This window comes from uncultured Algoriphagus sp., assembly GCF_963974365.1.
Lineage (GTDB): Bacteria > Bacteroidota > Bacteroidia > Cytophagales > Cyclobacteriaceae > Algoriphagus.
The window spans coordinates 639,250-658,128 of the sequence record NZ_CAXBBX010000001.1 but is presented as its reverse complement, the minus strand read 5'-3'; the positions used below and the strand labels follow the sequence as shown (position 1 = coordinate 658,128).

At 41.0% G+C, this 18,879-nt stretch carries 12 protein-coding genes; 9 read left to right on the top strand and 3 right to left on the bottom strand.

From position 1 onward, the window contains the following. Positions 1–39: 39 nt before the first annotated feature. Entirely contained in the window at positions 40–810 is a 771-nt protein-coding gene (locus AACZ87_RS02470) for a cupin domain-containing protein (RefSeq protein WP_339864505.1), read from the bottom strand. A 207-nt stretch (positions 811–1,017) separates the two neighbouring features. Here AACZ87_RS02470 and AACZ87_RS02465 point away from each other — a divergent pair, with 207 nt between their 5' ends. Further along, on the top strand, positions 1,018–1,596 hold the full coding sequence (locus tag AACZ87_RS02465; protein WP_339864503.1) for a YceI family protein: 579 nt from the start codon (positions 1,018–1,020) through the stop codon (positions 1,594–1,596). A 215-nt stretch (positions 1,597–1,811) separates the two neighbouring features. Here AACZ87_RS02465 and AACZ87_RS02460 read toward each other — a convergent pair whose 3' ends face one another. Together AACZ87_RS02460 and AACZ87_RS02455 are read right to left on the bottom strand one after the other, a co-directional pair. Then, complete coding sequence (locus AACZ87_RS02460) at positions 1,812–4,493, bottom strand: carboxypeptidase-like regulatory domain-containing protein (RefSeq protein ID WP_339864501.1); 2,682 nt, start codon at positions 4,491–4,493, stop codon at positions 1,812–1,814. Between the two features lie 20 nt (positions 4,494–4,513). Beyond that, positions 4,514–5,344: a GLPGLI family protein gene (locus tag AACZ87_RS02455; RefSeq protein ID WP_339864499.1), complete on the bottom strand. Its 831-nt coding sequence runs from the start codon at positions 5,342–5,344 to the stop codon at positions 4,514–4,516. Positions 5,345–5,458: 114 nt separating this feature from the next. Between AACZ87_RS02455 and AACZ87_RS02450 the strand changes: the two genes are divergently transcribed. The 8 genes from AACZ87_RS02450 to AACZ87_RS02415 all read left to right on the top strand — a co-directional run bounded on the left by AACZ87_RS02450 (position 5,459) and on the right by AACZ87_RS02415 (position 18,855). Continuing rightward, complete coding sequence (locus AACZ87_RS02450; protein WP_339864498.1) at positions 5,459–6,979, top strand: HAMP domain-containing sensor histidine kinase; 1,521 nt, start codon at positions 5,459–5,461, stop codon at positions 6,977–6,979. Next, positions 6,976–7,656: a response regulator transcription factor gene (locus tag AACZ87_RS02445; RefSeq protein WP_339864496.1), complete on the top strand. Its 681-nt coding sequence runs from the start codon at positions 6,976–6,978 to the stop codon at positions 7,654–7,656. Before AACZ87_RS02450 ends, AACZ87_RS02445 begins: the two co-directional genes overlap by 4 nt. A gap of 377 nt (positions 7,657–8,033) precedes the next feature. Next, positions 8,034–9,824, top strand: coding sequence for a serine hydrolase (locus AACZ87_RS02440; RefSeq protein ID WP_339864494.1), 1,791 nt, complete (start codon positions 8,034–8,036; stop codon positions 9,822–9,824). Positions 9,825–9,831: 7 nt separating this feature from the next. After that, positions 9,832–10,770: an FAD-dependent oxidoreductase gene (locus AACZ87_RS02435; protein ID WP_339864493.1), complete on the top strand. Its 939-nt coding sequence runs from the start codon at positions 9,832–9,834 to the stop codon at positions 10,768–10,770. 132 nt (positions 10,771–10,902) lie between these two features. After that, positions 10,903–12,432 (top strand): CocE/NonD family hydrolase, encoded by a 1,530-nt coding sequence (locus AACZ87_RS02430; RefSeq protein ID WP_339864491.1) that lies wholly within the window; start codon positions 10,903–10,905, stop codon positions 12,430–12,432. Between the two features lie 140 nt (positions 12,433–12,572). Beyond that, a complete protein-coding gene (locus tag AACZ87_RS02425) occupies positions 12,573–13,874 on the top strand; it encodes a M28 family peptidase (protein WP_339864489.1) in 1,302 nt (433 codons plus the stop codon). Between the two features lie 282 nt (positions 13,875–14,156). Then, positions 14,157–15,128, top strand: coding sequence for a FecR domain-containing protein (locus AACZ87_RS02420; protein WP_339864487.1), 972 nt, complete (start codon positions 14,157–14,159; stop codon positions 15,126–15,128). Between the two features lie 103 nt (positions 15,129–15,231). After that, complete coding sequence (locus tag AACZ87_RS02415; protein ID WP_339864485.1) at positions 15,232–18,855, top strand: SusC/RagA family TonB-linked outer membrane protein; 3,624 nt, start codon at positions 15,232–15,234, stop codon at positions 18,853–18,855. Positions 18,856–18,879 lie beyond the last annotated feature (24 nt).

Genomic DNA, 18,879 nt, shown 5'->3' with positions numbered 1-18,879 from the left:
GCGAAGCTTAACCTTCAAGTTTATCTCCACATAGAACTATTACTTCCACTTAAAAGCAAAGTAAGTCGACGGCCCATCGTTGATGTTTCGAATGCCATGAAAAGATTGGGATTCCATGAAATAAAAATCTCCAGCTTTGGCAGTGTATTCTTTTCCATCGATCATTTGGGCTGTTTCACCGGAAATCATTAGGATAATCTCAGTTTCTTCATGAGCATGAGGTTCATGGCTCGCTACTTTTCTATCCAAGGTAGTGACATGCATTTCCAGTCTTTCGCACATAGCAGTTTCCCTATCAAAATACGAACGAACACCTCCTACACTTGTAGATTTGTAAGGCAGGGAATCAGCGTTGATCATCAGCGAATTCCCCGAGGCTACTCCTCTGTCTACATCCATTTTCTTCTTGGATCTATAACGAATTATGTAATAGGTAAGCGGGGTAGCTCCTACATTTTGAAGGGAATGCATCTGCTTTGGCATCAGCGAGACCACTCCATTAGCTCCAAGAATAGTGCTCTTTCCTTCTATGGTAACCTTCATCGTGCCTTCCTTGACTAGTATTATCTCTTCTATATCCTCGTTTGCGTGAGCTGTACTAGGTTTGGCTCCTACATTTTGGGTAGTTGCATGCATCTCCAGGTAATCTAAATGTGTGGAAACTCCTTCCAATATGGGTCTACCCACTCGGTCACCATTCGGTACAACTTTAAAATCATCCCATTTAAATACCCCAGATTTTATAGGCTGAAGTTGTGCAAAAGCTGATAACGTCATAAGGCAGAGAAGAATAGAGAGTACATATTTCATAAGTATAATTTTAGAAGTCGTCTAGTTAAATATAAGTAATACCCTCAATAAAATGAGACAACCTATTTCTCTAGCCTGCAAATAGTTTGATTAAGACTACCGGAAAACAGCAAATTCTGCCTTTTGAATAAATTAGTCTTAAAAAAGTGAATAGCAGAACCTTGCGTGCAGGTGCTACGTGTTATCCCATTCAAACCAAATCCATATATGAAAATCTTTACTTTACTATTCACATTAGCATTTACAGCACTTTCAATAGTCCCGGAAGTAGCGACTGTTGACACTTCAGAAAGCACAATCACTTGGACTGCCAAAAAGGTAACAGGACAGCACCACGGTAAAGTGCCTATTTCTTCTGCCACGCTTGATTACCAAAATGGTAAAATTCTCGGAGGAACTTTCGAAATGGATATGACCAATTTGACAGTTGAAGATATTACTGATGCTGGGTCCAACAAAAGGTTAACTGACCACCTAAAATCTGATGATTTTTTCTCAGTGGAAAAGCATAATAAATCCAAGTTTGTAATCACAAATGCAACCACTACTAATGGAAAAGACTACCAGCTTACTGGTGATTTGACAATCAAAAACATGACTAAACCTGTCACTTTTCCTGCTACAGTAGCGGTAAATGGTGGTAAAATCATAGCTACTGGTAAATTGACTTTTGACCGAACGCATTACGACATTAAATATCGTTCAGGATCTTACTTCGAAAACCTAGCCGATAAAATGATCTACGACGATGTAGAGCTTGATGTGAAATTGGTTGCAAGCGAATAATCAGAAAACTACCACAATACAAAAGGCCGGGAATTCCCGGCCTTTTCTGTTTTAGTATAGTGTCCGTGTATTAAATCCCCCAAACAGCCTTTAAAAAAAAGGGGGAATTAACGAATTGGTACTTCAGTGATTACTCAAAGAAGTTACTTGCTTCATAATGAAACCCTTATAAACCACCTCAAAACCAACATCGGTCATCCAACACTAACAACCTTCTAAATATCCCACTTCACAGTAAACAAGCCATATCTCGGCTGAACTAAATAAGAATAGGTACTGATCAAATTCTCGGTGAAACTATCTCTACGAATGGATCGGGTATCCAGTATATTCCAAACAGTCAGCCTGAATTCCCAAGGACTTGACTTACCCTGATAGCTGAGGAAGGCATTGAAGAAATCAAAGTCACTGGTGGTACCAGAAGCTTTATTCATGTAAGCATTGTAAGTGTAATCCGCATTCAATTTCAGACCACTCCAGATGTCCCAGTCCACTTCAATTTTTGGTGAGTGCGTATTAAAAGTATTCTTGGCATTGGTAGAATTGTAAAAGTTCTGATTCCAAGTATATCCCAAATCCACCTCCACAGTTTTCATAAATGTACTGGTGTACTTGATAAAATATGAGTGTGCAAATTGACTATTTTGGATATAGTTTTGATCAACCAAACTATTGGTAGCATAATTATTCCAGTTTCCTCCCCCAGAGATTTTGAAGGACTGAAAACGCTTATCAGCCTGAAGACTAGCCGTCAGGGACTCATTCACTGGATCAATATTTTGAATACTCATGATTCTGTTAATCCCTGCAAAATCGGTGGTATTTACCAAGTCTTGATGTTTCCTTGTCCAACTCAGGTTTCCAAATAAATTAAGTGAAGAGAAGAAATCAAAGTGGTTATAATTCAAGGATTGGGTGTAAAACAAGCCATTATCCAACTGTCTATTCCCTTGGAAAATCGAATTGTAATCTGATACCACCAACCCTTGCGCGAGCTTCTCTATATCCATGAAATTCGCTTGGCTACTGAATCGGTAAGTCAGCGAGCGATTAGATTTGATACTCCATTTAGCATACATACCTGGAAGCAGCAGGAGTTTGTCATTCCGTAACTCATCTTCCATTTGCACATCATTCCATGCGTATCTGTGGAGATAAAGTGAAGGACTGATGACAACTGACTTCCATTTAGTCTTGTAGGTCATTCCTAAATACAAATCCTGAAAATCAAAGCGGGAATCATTCTCAAACTCTCCCAAATCCAATTCATCATCTGTATCTGCCTGCTCCAAACTGCCAACTAGCTCTTGTCTAATAGATGAATACCCTAAACTCCAATTGATATGATTGGTGGGATTTAGGATATGGTAATAATTGAAAGCTCCTTCCAGGCTGCGGGTTTTGATATCCTGTCTTTGCAAAAAGCGGTACGTCTCACGATCCATCACTGGCAACATTCCATTGAAAGGCTTTTGATTCGTAGTCAAATCATAGAGAGGATTGGTGTACTTTTTCTCCCAATTGCCCTCCATAGAGAAAACTCTCTTATCCGAAGGTGAATGAAACCACTCTCCTTTCTGCTGAACAGTGTAAGGCTGACGACTTTGGTAGCTTTTGATTTGCTGGCGAATCTGCCCAAAGTCTGAATCCTGAAAATTCTGATTGGCTATGTCCGCTAACTTTCCAAAAACGCTGTATTTGACATACGTTTCCTCTTTTGGAGTAAAGGTCACTGCATATTTCATCAGGCCTGACTTATTCTCAACCGTGTTAGCGGAAGTGAGTGTTTCCTCATTATTTCCATCTGTTCGCAAATACGTTCGCTGAGACGAGGCCCCCAGTTTATTCTTGGAAGCCGAACCGATCACAAAACCCGAATGCCTCCATCTCTTATTTGGAGAGTAATTCAAATTCACAGCAGCCAAGTCAGTTTTTAATTCCAAAGCATTATTTCGCTGTGCCATTGGTATTCCCAGATCGTCCGAACTCATACTAAGTGATGAACCTGACTTCCCCGCCAATCCAGCCAATCCTCCACTGAACCTAAAGTAATCCTGAAGGGTAAAAGCCAATTCTCCCACATTATTTGCATCAGCGATCAGATTGAGATTCACTTTTGGAGAATAGTAAAAAGCATTCGCATGGCCCAAATAGCGCTCCTCAGGCCCGAGCCCAGCTGTCAGGTCCCCAAAAACCAAGTTCTTTTTCCCATCCTTTAATTGAATATTTAGCGCCAAAGTCTCGTCATTATCCAATCCACGAACTGGGCCTACTTCATTGAAATTCTTCAGCACTTGAACACGATCAACAGCATTTGCCGGAAGGTTTTTGGTGGCAAGCTTGGTATCTCCATCAAAGAAATTCTTCCCATCCACCATTACTTTATCTACCTTTTTCCCTTGGACCTTCACTTCCCCGTTATCATCTACCTCAAATCCCGGAAGTTTTTCTAATACATCCTTCAGTTTCCGCTCCGTCCCCGTAGTAAATGCATCAGTTTTATAAGTCAACGTGTCTCCTTTCATCGTGATGGGCAGTTCAGTCACTACCTCTACCTGATCCAGCATGGTTTCATCCTGACTTAGAATAACCTTTATTTGCTCCTGATCAGACCATTCATTGATCTTCAGTTCAAATTGCTTATACCCTACAAAGGAAACTCGAAGTAAATATTCCGAACCAGGCGGCAGCCCTATCTTAAATCGACCCTCGCCATTAGTAATCGCAAATCCGCCGATCTTTTGAGTAGTCTGATTTATCGCTACCACATTGGCGTAAGAAATGGGCTGATTCAGGCTATCTAGAACTTGACCGATCAGGTTTTTATTTTGAGAAAAAGAAGGTAAGGCAATCAGGAGAAAAAATCCTATTGCGAAAAAGCGCTTTGCAAATAACATGGATATACTTTTGTAAGCGATTAATTCCCGATTTTGATTACCATTTCATTGCCGTTTCCAGGCTTGCCGGAATAGCGTTTCATCATCTCCTGCATCTTTTCTTCAGAAAGCGCCTGATATTCCTTACTACTGATCAGCTGTCCTTTTTTAGGAATTTCTAGTTGCACTTTTTCAGTTGGATTCAAGACTATTCGCTCAGCGATATAAGTCACCCCTCTATTTTGCAATTCTAGAATCAACCCAGGCAAACCCCAAAAATCATCTGGACCGTGACTCACGGGAATTTGCATGGTAAACCAGGCAGTCACTTTTACAGTGTCTTTTGTAAGCTCCATCTCATCCTGCCCCATGGAAAAAGTCTTACTTTCTACTATCCTCGAGTAAGTAGCTTTTTGGCAGGTATAATCTCCAATCTGCTTGCTTTCACCGGTCAATTCCCAATCATAGGTATTTAAGCTGTCTTTAACCAAGAAACCCTTTCCCATCAAATCCTCTTCCTTAATGTAGGTTTGCTCTGCCACATTTTTATAAAGAAGTCTATCCTGATTTCCCGTATTGATCACGATGCTGGCTCCTCCCGAAGATGCGGTGGCTGGGCCTGCACCTAGACTCTCCACCTGCTTCCAGTTGGATTCAGTTTGAGAAAAAGTAAGGATGTATTCACGTTCCATCTGCTTTTTTAATTGCTTCTGAAGATCCGCAATGACATCGGGAGCCATTTTGGTACTATCCATGGAAATATTAAATCTGGAGGAAGTTTTATAAAATGCTCTTCCTGTCAAACCTTGGGCATTGGCGGTAAAGATCGAGCCCATCAGGGTAAATGCGAGAAATAGAATTCGTATGTTCATAGCTGTAAATTTGTTGTTACAAACCAATACAAACTGCCTCTGCAACTTAGTTAAGCACTGTTAACGTGTGTTAACATTCGATTTTCTAAATTTCCTAGCCTCTACTTTAGCACTGTGAAAAAGCTACAATTCAAGCGAATAGGTATTTTGATTGCCCTTACTCTAGTAGTGAGCATAGGGGTGCAGATCTATAGAAATGTCACTCAGTTCAGGTTAAACGAAACTCAACTAACTACTGAAATTCAACTGAGCTTGGACAATGCACTTGAGGTGTATTTTGCAGATTTGGCTAAAACAGATGTGATCACGCTCACCGAGAACAAGAGCACTACGATCAAACTTCGTAACACCGAAAATGCTGAGTTTGACAGTACAGGAAATGACTTTTTTAAGAAAATTGGGGAAAGCAAAATCCTCTTTAAGGCGCTGGAAAAAATAGAAGCTGGAGACACTTCTGCTGTAAGTTGGTTCGGGGAATTTGATACTACCAAAAATCTAACCTTTAAAACACACTTCGACACACTCAATACCATCGACCCTACTAAAATCCAAAACATAAATATATTCCGAGGTCTGGATGCAGCCGACAGTGTCCGTAACCTCAAAATGCTCACAAATCAGATCATTATCTCCATTACTCGCGATTCTCTTGATTTTGAAAAAATAAGTGCACTGGTGAAGGATGAATTAGACCGCAGGGATATCAACATAAATTACGGGCTACTTCAGTACGAAAAAGACACCATAGCAGGTTCTTTCAACTATCCTGCCCTGACCGAAATGCCTTTTTCTACAGTTTCCAAATCCACCTTCTTACCTCGTGGTCAAAAGCTGGAGATGTATTTTGAAAACACCGCTCTAACTGTCCTTAAGCGAGGGATCGTTGATATTATGATGTCAATTATCTTCTTGTTGATTATCTCAGCAGCATTTTACTACCTCTACCAAACCATCAAAAACCAAAAGGAAATCGCAGAAATCAAGGAAGACCTGATAGGAAATATCACGCATGAATTCAAAACCCCTATTGCGACTACACTTTCAGCAATAGAAGGAATTGAGCAGTTCAACCCTGAAAACAATCCTGAAAAGACCAAAAAGTATCTGGGAATATCTAAATCCCAAATGCTCAAATTGAACTTAATGGTGGAGAAACTACTGGAAACTGCCACCTTGGATTCCGATCAATTTATACTTCAAAAAGAGCAGATCGATCCACTTGCTGTGCTAAGGTCCTTGGTTCAGAAATTTCAGACCTTGGAACCAGAAAAAGAGATAGAGTTAGTATTGCCATCGCATGTCACACCTATTCTAGTTGATCCTTTTCACTTCGAAAATGTACTTTCAAACCTGTTGGATAATGCGCTCAAATACGGAGGAGATGAAGTGAGAATCACATTGGATCAAGAAACTAGCACTAGAATTAGAATCTGGGATAATGGAGGAAATATAAGTTCAGATCAAAGAGACAAAGTTTTTGAACAATTCTACAGAATCCCTAAAGGAAATCTTCATGACGTGAAAGGATTTGGAATTGGACTTTATTATGTGAAGAAAATCATTGAAAAACATGAGGGAAAAATCGAATTGGAATCCTCTGAAAGAAGCACCTCATTTATTACGATTTGGCCATGAGTAAAGTCAGAATTCTACTAGCTGAGGATGAGATGGCGCTAGGAATGATCATCCAAGAAAGTCTGGAAAGCCGTGATTTCAAGGTAACCCTTTGTGTTGATGGGCAGCAAGCTTGGGACAGTTACCAAAACTCCAAACCAGACGTGTTGGTACTCGACGTGATGATGCCAAAAAAAGATGGCTTTACCCTTGCCGAGCAAATCAGGAAAACTGATCCTTATACACCAATTATCTTTTTGACTTCAAAATCACAAACCGAAGACGTGTTGAAAGGATTTGGATTGGGAGCAAATGATTATGTGCGCAAACCCTTCAGTATTGAAGAACTGATTGTGAGGATCAAAGCTCAGCTTGACCGCCAGCAATTGCGGAAAAATCAATCGGATTGGCTAAATCTTGGGAAATATGAATTTCATCCAACAAAACAACTTTTAAAGCTAAATGAGGAAGAATGCCACCTCACAGCCAGAGAGTCTCAACTCCTAAAAATTCTTCTGGAAAACGCCAATCAGATCACAGACAGAAGTTTGATTCTTACTCAGATCTGGGGGTCAGACGACTTTTTCAACGCCCGAAGCATGGATGTTTTTATCACTAAGCTTCGGAAAAAACTTCAGCATGACGATCAAATCCAGATCCTAAATGTCCGAGGATTTGGGTATAAATTGGTTTGCTAGCATCCATAACCGTGGTCTGTGTCACACAAACCATTTAAGCTGAATTATATCGGTCTGTGAGACACAAACCTAGGTGAAGTATAGGCGCTTCAAGCTTAACATCTTTTAAAGCTAATTAGTACAATCCACGAGAATTTACCCTCACCATTCTTCGTTATTAACCCGAAGAGAATCTTAACCCTAATAAGATTTTGTGTGGAGGAAAGTCAGAGGCTAAGGCTACTTGGGATTTAAGGAATAGGTCCCAAGTAGTCGCCTCTGCACCACGCGAGTAAGAATTGGGTAAGACCAGTTCTAAAAAAACTCTTTTATTACTTAGATTTTAAGGTAAAAATTCTTGAGTTTAAGGCTGTAAAACCACCTTTATTCAAGTAATCATGCGAAGCACACTAATTGCGATACTTTTTTTTATCACGGGTTCACTGACTTATGCGCAGACAAAGCTAAACACCAAAACAATTGACACCAAGCTAAAAGCACTTCAGGAAGCTACTCAAACAGTTGGCTTTTCAGTAGCTGTGGTCCAAGGTGATCAAGTGATTTATTCTAAAGGTTTTGGATATCGGGATTTGGAAAACAAGATCGAAGCTGATGAAAACACCCTTTATGCAATTGGTTCATCTTCCAAGGCTTTTACCGTTGCGCTTTTAGGAATAATGGAAGAAGAAAAAGGATTGAAATTCACCGACAGTCCTAAGAAATATTTGCCAGAACTGGAATTCTACAACGAAAAATTAAATAACCAAGTCACAATTTTGGATATGATCAGCCACCGAACTGGTCTACCTCGGCATGATCTATCTTGGTATTTATTTCCAACAGCAGACAAAGACAGTCTTTTGGCTAGAGTGAAATATCAGGAACCATTCACTGGAATTCGCAAGCAATGGTACTACAACAACTTCATGTATTTGGCACAAGGTCTAATCACGGAAAAGCTAACTGGCAAAAGCTGGGAAGACAATATCAGAGAGCGATTTTTCAAGCCGCTTAACATGACTAGCTCCAATGTGAGCATAAGCGAAATGGTGGCTCAACCTAATATCTCCAAAGGTTACAGTTTGGAAGACTTCACTACAAACAAAGCCATGCCTTACTACGATATAGCAGCCATCAGCCCAGCCGGAAGTATCAATAGTAGTGTTAAAGAGATGTCAAATTGGTTGAAGATTTGGCTAAACAAAGGCAAACTAGGTGACACTCAAGTGCTCCCAGAGGCCTATGTAGCGAAAGCCGTTAATCCCCTGATGCTAGTCGGTGGTGGGATTGCCGATAAGAAATTCCCAGATCAGCACCTGAACAGTTACGGCTATGCCTGGTTCAATTCTTCCTACAAAGGTCACTATAGGCTAGAACACGGAGGAAACATCGATGGCTTTTCTGCCAATGTTGCATTTTTCCCAACTGACAGCTTAGGCATCGTAGTCCTGACTAATCAAAATGGATCTGCGTTGCCAGGTCTAGTACGAGATGCTCTTGCTGATGAAATTTTAGGATTGGAAAAAACTGACTGGGTAAGCTATTACTCAGAAAAAATAAATAAGATCAAAGAACAACAGGAGAAAGCAAAAGCAGAGAAAAAGTCCAGCACTGTACCCAATACCGCTCCATCTCATACCCTGGTTGAATACACAGGAAAATACAATCATCCAGGGTATGGCACTTTTACTATTGAATACAAAAATGATTCACTTTGGGCTCAGTTCGTTCGAGAAAGAGTTTATCTAAATCATCTTCACTACGATATTTTCGAGGCATTGACGGTCAAAGACAATAAGGTAGATACGACTTCAGGTGGATTCCTCAATTTCAATTTTCGAACCAGCGATCTGGGAGATATAGAAGCTGCCAGTTTGAAATTAGAGCCGACACTGGATCCCCTGACTTTCAAGCGTACACCAGCAGAAGCAAATGCATCCACTGAAACGCTGGAGTCTTATGTGGGAACCTATGCGTTGGGAGGAACTGACTTGAAAGTATTTATGAAGGAGGATAAGTTGACCTTATTCGTGCCTGGGCAACCAGAATATACACTCACTCCCACCGGAGAAAATGAATTTATGGTAAAGGGCTTGACAGGATATAAAGTTAGGTTTGAAGAAAAGGATAACACATCACAAATGCTGCTAATCCAACCCAACGGAACTTTCCCTGCCACCAAAAAATAAGCTATCAATGAAATCAGTTACTGTGGTTGGCTCTGGAATAGTGGGTTTAACCTCTGCTATTTCACTTCAGGAAGCAGGTTTTCAGGTTCGGCTCGTCGCCAAAGAGCGATTTGAGAAAACTCTTTCCAGCAAAGTCGGTGCAATCTGGTTTCCTTTTGAAATCCATCCAAAAGAAAAGACAAACCATTGGGCGACTTTAGCCTATGAGCGCTATAAAAGTGAAATCCAGGAAGGAAATGGAGTAGCTTTTATTCCTTTTCTCACAGCTTTCACCCCAGAAAGTAATATTGACTGGACAAGGCAACTTCCAGTAGGAAAAGTCCGAAAAGCAAGACCTGAGGAATTGCCAAAAGGAATGCAAATGGCATTTATTTCTGAAGTCCCATTGGCAGAACCCCAACTTTATTTGCCACATCTTTTCGAGCGTTTCATTGCCAATGGAGGTTCTTTTGAAAATCGAGAAATTACTTCGTTGGAGGAAATGACTGGTGTGGATGACTTGGTGATCAACTGCACGGGTTTGGGAGCAAAATCACTCTGCAATGATAAAGAGCTGCATCCCATGCGAGGACAAATCCTTCGATGTAAAAAGATGAATTTTCCTTCCTTTGCCAATCCCACTAAAAGAGGCGCACTCAGCTATGTCATTAATAGATCTGAGGATTCGGTAATAGGCGGAACAGATTATGAGAATGATTGGAATGAGTCAATCGATCCTGCAGATACCGATTTGATCTTACATAGACTAACAGAATCAGGTATTTCCCAGAGTCCGGAGATATTAGAAGTTATTGTAGGCTTACGCCCAAGAAGAAGCGCTGTTCGCTTTGAGTTTGACTCTCACTACGCTAATGTATTTCACAATTATGGTCATGGTGGTGCTGGCTTTACTGTAGCTTGGGGATGTGCACTTGAGCTTGCCGTGATTCTTAAGGGGAGCAAATAATCTCACTTCTCTGGATTACTTTTCCTAGCTATTCTACATCGCTTTACCTTCCCTTCACATAAGCCATAGAAATTCAAATTTGTATATTATAGCCAACTTTGAATCCTAAGATGTAATTCTAATAACTTCTCCATGAAATGGAACACAGTCATTCTTTTACTAATTTTTAAAGGCTCTCTCAGTTTCGGGCAAACTTCATTGGATGAAATTGATTTGGAAAATGGAGCCTTTAGGGTGGGATTCCGGCACTATATTACCGCTGACAGCACTCGAACTTACCAGAGAATTTACGATTGGAACAACAGAAGTATCCCTAGGCCGATCCCTGTAAGCATTTGGTATCCTTCCACAGATCATCCTACCGAAACCGAAGCGTTGACAGTTTTAGATTACATGCAAGTTCTAAAGGAAGAAGAGGAATGGGAATACCTCCCAGATGAGCAAATCCTAAACTGGTTTTACTATCCCAACACCCCTGAAAATCGAGCTCACCTCCAAGAAGTAACTACTGCCCATTCTGGCTTATCCTCAGCAAATGGAGCTTTCCCTGCGCTAATCTACGCGCCAAGCTATCAGGCATCTTCAATTGAGAATTTTGCGCTTTGCGAATATTTGGCAAGCCATGGTTATATCGTGATTTCTAGTCCAAGTCGGGGAGCAGAGAATAGATTTTTTGATGGTGGGACGGGGAAAGATATGGAAGCGCAAGCACGGGATATCGAGTTTCTACTTGCTGAAGTAGCAAAAGTTCCCGCCGCGAATCTAGACCAAATTGCCACTATAGGATTTAGCTATGGTGGCTTGTCCAATGTACTTGCTCAAATGAGAAATGAGCAAATCAAGGCTATAGTAAGCCTAGATGGCAGCATCAAGTATCAATATGAAACCTTAAAGCAATCGCCATTTTTCAATCTGGAGAACGTGGATGTTCCCTTTATTCATTTTGCCCAGAAAAACATACCTGATGAAGTTTTAATGGCTGAAAAAATTGATCCAAGCTTAAATAACACGTTTGAATTTTATGATGAACTGATTAAAAGCAATGCCTATAGTCTGAAATTTCACAACCTCTCGCATTCCTATTTTAGCACCTTAGGGGTCTTATTCCAACCGCGAGATAAGAGGCAAGACAAAAGTGATCCCGAAATCATGGAATCCTACAAATGGGTTTCCCATTATACTTTACGGTTTTTAGACGCCTATTTAAAGGGTGATGATCAAGCTTTGATATTCATAAATAACACGACTTCTGAAAACAACATACTAGAAGAGTTAGTAAGCTATAGATCCAAGCAAGCGGAGCGGCAAGCTCTCTCTTTTCAGGATTTCAATGAATTAGCTTCAGCCAAGAATTATCAAAATCTGATTGACTTGTACCAATTAACCTTGAATGATTATCCTGAATTGAAATTACCGGAAGGAAACCTAAACAATCTAGGACTACAGCTTCTATTCAACCCTGAGACATCTGAGAAAGGATTAAACATTTTCCTATTAGCAACTTATTTGTATCCAGAATCTGCCAACCTTTTTGACAGTTTAGGTGAAGCCTATTTGTTTGTTGGGGAAAATGAAAAGGCAATTGAAAATTTTGAAAAATCCCTTGAATTATATCCTGAAAATCAAAATGCGAGAGACCGATTAAAACAACTTCGGAATTGAAACTGCTACTATCACAAAACCCCTAATGTTGTGACCATTTAACAAAACGTAGGCTGGTCTTTTATAATAACCATGCCTATTATTGGCAAAAAGAGACAATCTTTACGCTATTCTATATTTCAGAATTAAGCTTTTACCCCATGAAAAAAACACTCTTTGCTGTCCTCATTATTTGTATAGGTCTTAATTCCTGTACGCCGAAAATCGGCTCCATCATTTCAGTATCAGAAGTAGCACGCGTAGAAAAAATTCTTTCTTCGGATGAGATGGAAGGAAGAGGGATTTATTCCCCAGGATTGGAAAAGGCTGCGAATTTCATAGCCTCTGAGTTTGAAGCAAGCGGCTTAGGGTATTTCGGTGAAAACAAATCCTATTTGCAGCGCTTTTCTATGATTCAAGCCACCCCAGCTGAGGTGAGTGGAACGCTAGACAAAGAAGCTTTGAGTCCTAGCAATTTGGTAGTCAATAGTACGTCTGCAACTATAGAAATCAATTCTCTGTCAGACATAGAAGTAGTTAAAGTACCAAAAGATGCCGATTTCAATCAGTTGGTATTTCCTGTCTTGAGAGGTGAAAAGAACGCCTTGGTCCTAATAGATCCTTCGCATTCCAGTAACTACGCTCGATTAGGAAGAATAGCAGGCAGGGCAAAATTCCCTAGTGCACATTCCCAGATTTTCGTGCTGACAGAAACACTTGACCCAAGTTCTGTATCACTTAAAATCACCAATAAAATTACTGAGCAGGAGCTTAAGAACGTCGTCGGTGTGATACCTGGCAAATCTTTAAAGGATGAATACGTTGTCTTTGGAGCACATTACGATCACCTTGGAATAGGAAGGCCGGACGCAAATCAGGACAGTATTTACAACGGGGCAAATGACGATGCGGCAGGAACTACAGCTGTTATGATGCTAGGGAAATACTTCAATAAAATTAAAGACAACGAGCGAACCTTAATTTTTGTAGCCTTCACGGCAGAAGAGTCTGGTGGATTTGGAAGCACTTACTTCAGCCAGCAGCTTGATCCAGATAAAGTGGTCGCTATGTTCAATATAGAGATGATAGGCACAGACAGTAAGTGGGGACCAAATTCTGCTTACATCACTGGTTTTGAAAAGAGTTCTATGGGCGAGATACTTCAGAAGAACCTGGAAGGCTCCAAATTTCATTTCGAACCAGATCCTTATCCTAAGCAAAACTTATTTTACAGATCTGATAACAGAACTTTGGCGGCTCTAGGAGTTCCAGCGCATACGATCTCCACTTCCAAAATGGAAGAAGCGCCAAACGATGAGCCTAATTACCACAAAGCAAGTGATGAGTTCGAGACGCTGGATATGGAAAATATGACCGAGGTAATTAAAGCCATCGCGCTGAGCAGTCAAAGCATTATCAGCGGAGAAGACACGCCTACGAGAGTAGGGAAATTGGATAGATAAATCTATTTTGGTCTGTCTGAAATAATAAAGGGGACGAAACATTTTCGCCCCTGTATTATTTCCTCTGTTGATTTTTTTTCTGAAGATTCAATCTTATTGATTTCAAACACAAATAATTCTCTGACCCAATCTTAATAAATCACTTTTTAGCTTCACAAATCTTTAACTTTTTGATAACGCAACACGACTAGTCCATTTCGTGCAGATTCAGTCTTTATAGTAAGCAATTGAATTTGCTTGCGCTGGAATTTTCACTCCAGTGATTCACTAAGACAACGTTGCATGCGTCCATCACGGCAGGAGATCAATGATTTGGTCAATAGGTATTTAGAAGATAAAATCACGAAAGCTGATTTCGATTCATTTTTAAACGGTTTAGATGATCCCGAAGTGCGAGAAATCTACAGTGAGGCGTTGAAGTCAAGTTTTGAGAAAAGCCTGAATGAAAACAGCGTTTTCCACATCGCTTCGAAAAAACAGACCTTCAGTCATCATCTGGGCAAATACTGGATGGGCGTGGCCGCTACACTTCTTTTGCTGGCAAGCTTTAGCTTTTTGCTCTTCCATTACCTTCAAAACTCTGATACACAAAGCTCCACGCTATATCAAACAGCTTTTGCAGAGCAGAAAAATATCTCACTTCCTGACGGCACCGAAGTAAATCTGAATGTAGCTTCTTCCTTGGAGCAGTTGCCTTTTGAAAATCAGGAAATAAGAAAAGTCAATCTCCGTGGCGAAGCATTTTTCCAAGTGGCAAAAGACAAATCTCATCCCTTTGAGATCACCACCCAAGCTGTCAAAGTCATAGTGCTGGGCACTGCTTTTAATATTTCCTCTTACGAAGAAGATGAGATGATAGAAGTTTCTGTGACCGAAGGCACTGTAAATGTATCGCTGGCATGGGAGAATTTGGTCATCGACGAAACCCTAACTATCGGTCAGCGAATCCAGATCGATAAGTGCGCTAAGACTTACCAAGTAGTGGAATTCAATGAGCCAATTCACTGGAAATCCCAGGTTTTAAACTTCAATCAGACTGATTTCGAGCAGGTAATAAACACGCTGGAAAGATGGTATGGACTTGAGCTGGATATCAAAGATTCGAGCCTTTACGAACTAAAACTTACTGGTCAATTCAAGGATAAAAGTATAAATGAGGTGATCTCTGCGATAGGCTTTTTGGCAAATAGAGAAGCCGATTCGAGCGAATTGATCACAGTGATTTCGAAAAAATCTAACCTCTCTGAAAATTAATTTTTCCTAACAAATAAAAAAACCACGCTGAAGAGAATTTGACGAAGACCTACAGCGTGGCGATTTAATCAAGCAGTAAACAAACCACTCAAACGGACAAAGTATGGAAATTACATTTACTAAAAAACATCTTTTACACCTTGGCAGAGCATGGCTCATGCTGATGATGCTGTTGCCCAATTGGGTACAGGCGGCTGAATTGGGCCAGGACAAGATCATTTTGATCTCAAGTAACAGCCTTCCTCTGAAGCAGTTTATCTCAGAAGTAGAGTCTCAAAGCGAGTACAAATTCATCTATGCAGATGGGATTCATGAGCAGCTGGCTCAGAAAATCACTGTAAGTACGAAAGCGACGATTCAGGATTTACTCAAAGAAGTTGCGGTTACCTCTCCTTTTGAGTTTAAAGTAATGGGCGAAAACATCCTCATCCGCAAACCGCAGACTGAGAAGTCTTTCCCTGTGACTGGAATAGTGTTGGATGAAACTGATTTGCCATTAGCTGGCGCGACCATTCTAGTGAAAGGCACTACGAATGGCGTAATCACTAGCATCGATGGCAAGTTTTCTATCGAAGTTCCGACCCAAGAGTCCGTATTGATTTTCAGCTACGTAGGCTTCGAAACTCAGGAATTCGCTGTTCAAAATCAGACTTTTTTCTCCGTGAAGCTTCTCCCAACTTTTGCAGATATGGAAGGAGTAGTCGTGACTGCCTTGGGTATAGAAAGAGACGAGCGGTCGCTAGGATACTCAGTTGCGGAACTTGATGGCAATGCATTCCAAAACGGTAGTCAGGACAATGCACTAAAATCAATCGCTGGACGAGTACCTGGAGTAAGCGTGAGCTCTACAGGTGGTGCAGGCTCCTCAGTGAGTATGGTCATCCGTGGAATAAGCTCTTTGAGTGGAGATAATCAGCCTCTATTCGTAGTAGATGGGGTGCCGATCATCAACAGCCTGAATAATATCTCCGAAATCGGAAGTGAAAACAAAGTGGATTATGGAAATGCAATTTCAGATTTGAACCCGGAAGACATAGAAAGCATGTCTATTCTGAAAGGTCCAAGTGCAGCGGCTCTATACGGATCCAGAGCTGGAAACGGGGTGGTTTTGATCACGACCAAGTCAGGCAAAAAAGTCAACGACGTAACGGTGACAGTTTCTTCAAACACACTTTTGGAGATGCCATATAAGTACCTACCTTTTCACAGCAAATTTGCCACGGGAGTAAGACCTTATACACCTGACAATAACCCCTATCCAGGAGGACAACTAGTCATCGAAGAAGGTTCTTCCGCTGGTGCTGGCCCAGAATTAGACAAAGGTTATACTGCAATTCAATGGAATAGCCCGGTGGATGCTGATGGTAATCGTATCCCAACACCTTTGGTATCACATCCAAACAATGTTTCTGACTTTGTTCGTACAGGCGTGACTACTACCAACGGAGTATCTGTGGCAAACAACAATGAATTCATCAATTATAGAATCGGCTACACGAACCTGAGCAACTGGGGGATTATCCCAAATTCTGATTTTTCAAGAAACAACCTTTCGATCAATACCACGCTAAAGGTCAACCCTAAATTGACGTTGAGTTCCAGTTTGAATATCAACCAAACAGGTTCTGACAATAGACCAGCTGGTAATCGTGGCACGAATCCACTGGAAGCGGCTTACAAGGTTTCTCCACACATAGATATCAATGAATTGAAATCCTACTGGGTACCAGGTCAAGAAGGAATTCAGCAGCGGTCACAGGCAATCGGAGACTACAACAATCCATATTTCTTGGCTTATGAAGTAAACAACAGCTTCACTAGAAACAGGGTCTTTGGAAACATCGCGTTGGATTACAAATTCTCAGATAATTTCAATGTGAAAACAAGCTACATGCTAGACATGTATTCTGAGAGAAGAGAGTCTAAGATTCCAATGAGCTATACAGGTGATCCAAATGGCGGATATGGCTTGGTCAATTTGGATAGAATGGAAAGAAACATTGACATCCTAGGTACTTACACTAAGGACTTCAATAATTTCCACATGACACTTTCGGGCGGTGGAAATCTAAGATTCAATGACAACAACTCCGTACAGAACTCTACCAAACCTGAAGGTTCCGGCCTGATCGTACCAAGTGTTTACACCTTGAGCAACACTTCTTCTGAAAACTTGATTTACACTTCCTCCACTTCGCAGAAGGCAGTGAGCAGTGTCTATGGACTTGCCAACTTTGGTTTCAAAGACCTGATTTACTTGGATGTCACAGCTAGAAATGATTGGTCATCTACTTTGCCGGAGGCTAATAGATCTTACTTCTACCCTTCTTCTTCTTTGAGTTTGATCCTGAATGAAATGATCGATATGGGCAATTCTATCGATCTCCTGAAACTGAGAGCTGGCTGGGCACAGGTAGGTAATGACACCGATCCTTACAATCTGTACCAGGTATTGAGCAATAACGGAGAATGGGATGGACAGACACGATTGACTGTGCCAGACAATTTGAAAACTCCAGATCTGAAGCCTGAAATTGCTACCTCTTATGAATTCGGTCTTGAGCTGATTGCACTTCAAAATCGTCTGAAATTCGACGTCACTTATTTCAATACCGACAACAAAAACCAAATCCTTCCTGTGACACTCCCTTCTTCCTCGGGCTTTACCTCCAAGTATGTGAATGCGGGTTTGGTAAATAGCAAAGGCTGGGAAGTAATGCTTGGCGTGACTCCTATCAGAACAGATGATCTAACGCTGGACCTGAGTTTCAACTACTCTAAGTATAGAAGTACAATTGTAGAATTGACTGACGAAGTGGATGTATTCTACCTGTGGTCTGATTCCCGAGGTGGTGCCTGGACATATGTTGGCGATGAGATCGGAGATATTTATGACAGAGGTTTGGTAACTGTAGAGGACAAAGAATCTCCTTATTACGGATATCCAATCTTGGATGAAGATGGAAGTTGGAATGCCGTAAATCAGGCTACAGCGAAGAACAAAATCGGGAATTTCAATCCTGATTTCCTTGCAGGAATGCAGGTAAACTTGAGATACAAGAGATTGAGCCTGAGCTTAAACTTTGACTGGAGACAGGGCGGTGACTTCGTGTCTCAGACTTACAGATACTCCGAATCAGACCTGAAAACTCAGCGTTGGCTGGATCAGATGATCGATCCAAGCGGAATGCAAGGAAAAGAATTGAGAGATTACCTAGTAGCTAATCAAGGTCAATTCATCACAGACGGAATCAATGTAGTCGGTGGACCAACTGCAGAAAGCGGTGGATACCCAATCGAATACAATGTAACTGTGAATGACGGGGTATTCAATCCTGGCGTAATCGCGCAATACGATGATCAAGGTAATATAACGGGCTACATAGAAAACCTAGGTGAAGAGGGAACCAAGTTTATCCCTTATGCTGACAACTACCCTTGGAGCTTTTTCGCACCAGCGACCTTTGATGCCTCTTATTTGAAACTTAGAGAAGCTGCAATCAACTACCAGCTTCCCACTGAGTTTGTCCACAAGCTAAAAATGAAGTCTATCAACGTAGGTGTCTATACTAGCAATCTGATCCTTTGGACTAAAGCCAAGGTGGGAATCGATCCAGAAAATGCATTCCAACCAGAAGCTAATGGCACGTTCAAACAGGGGATAGAGCGATACAATGTCAATCCTTGGGTCATCCCAGTAGGATTCAAAATCAACGCCTCATTCTAATCTGTAATCACTTTTTGACATCAG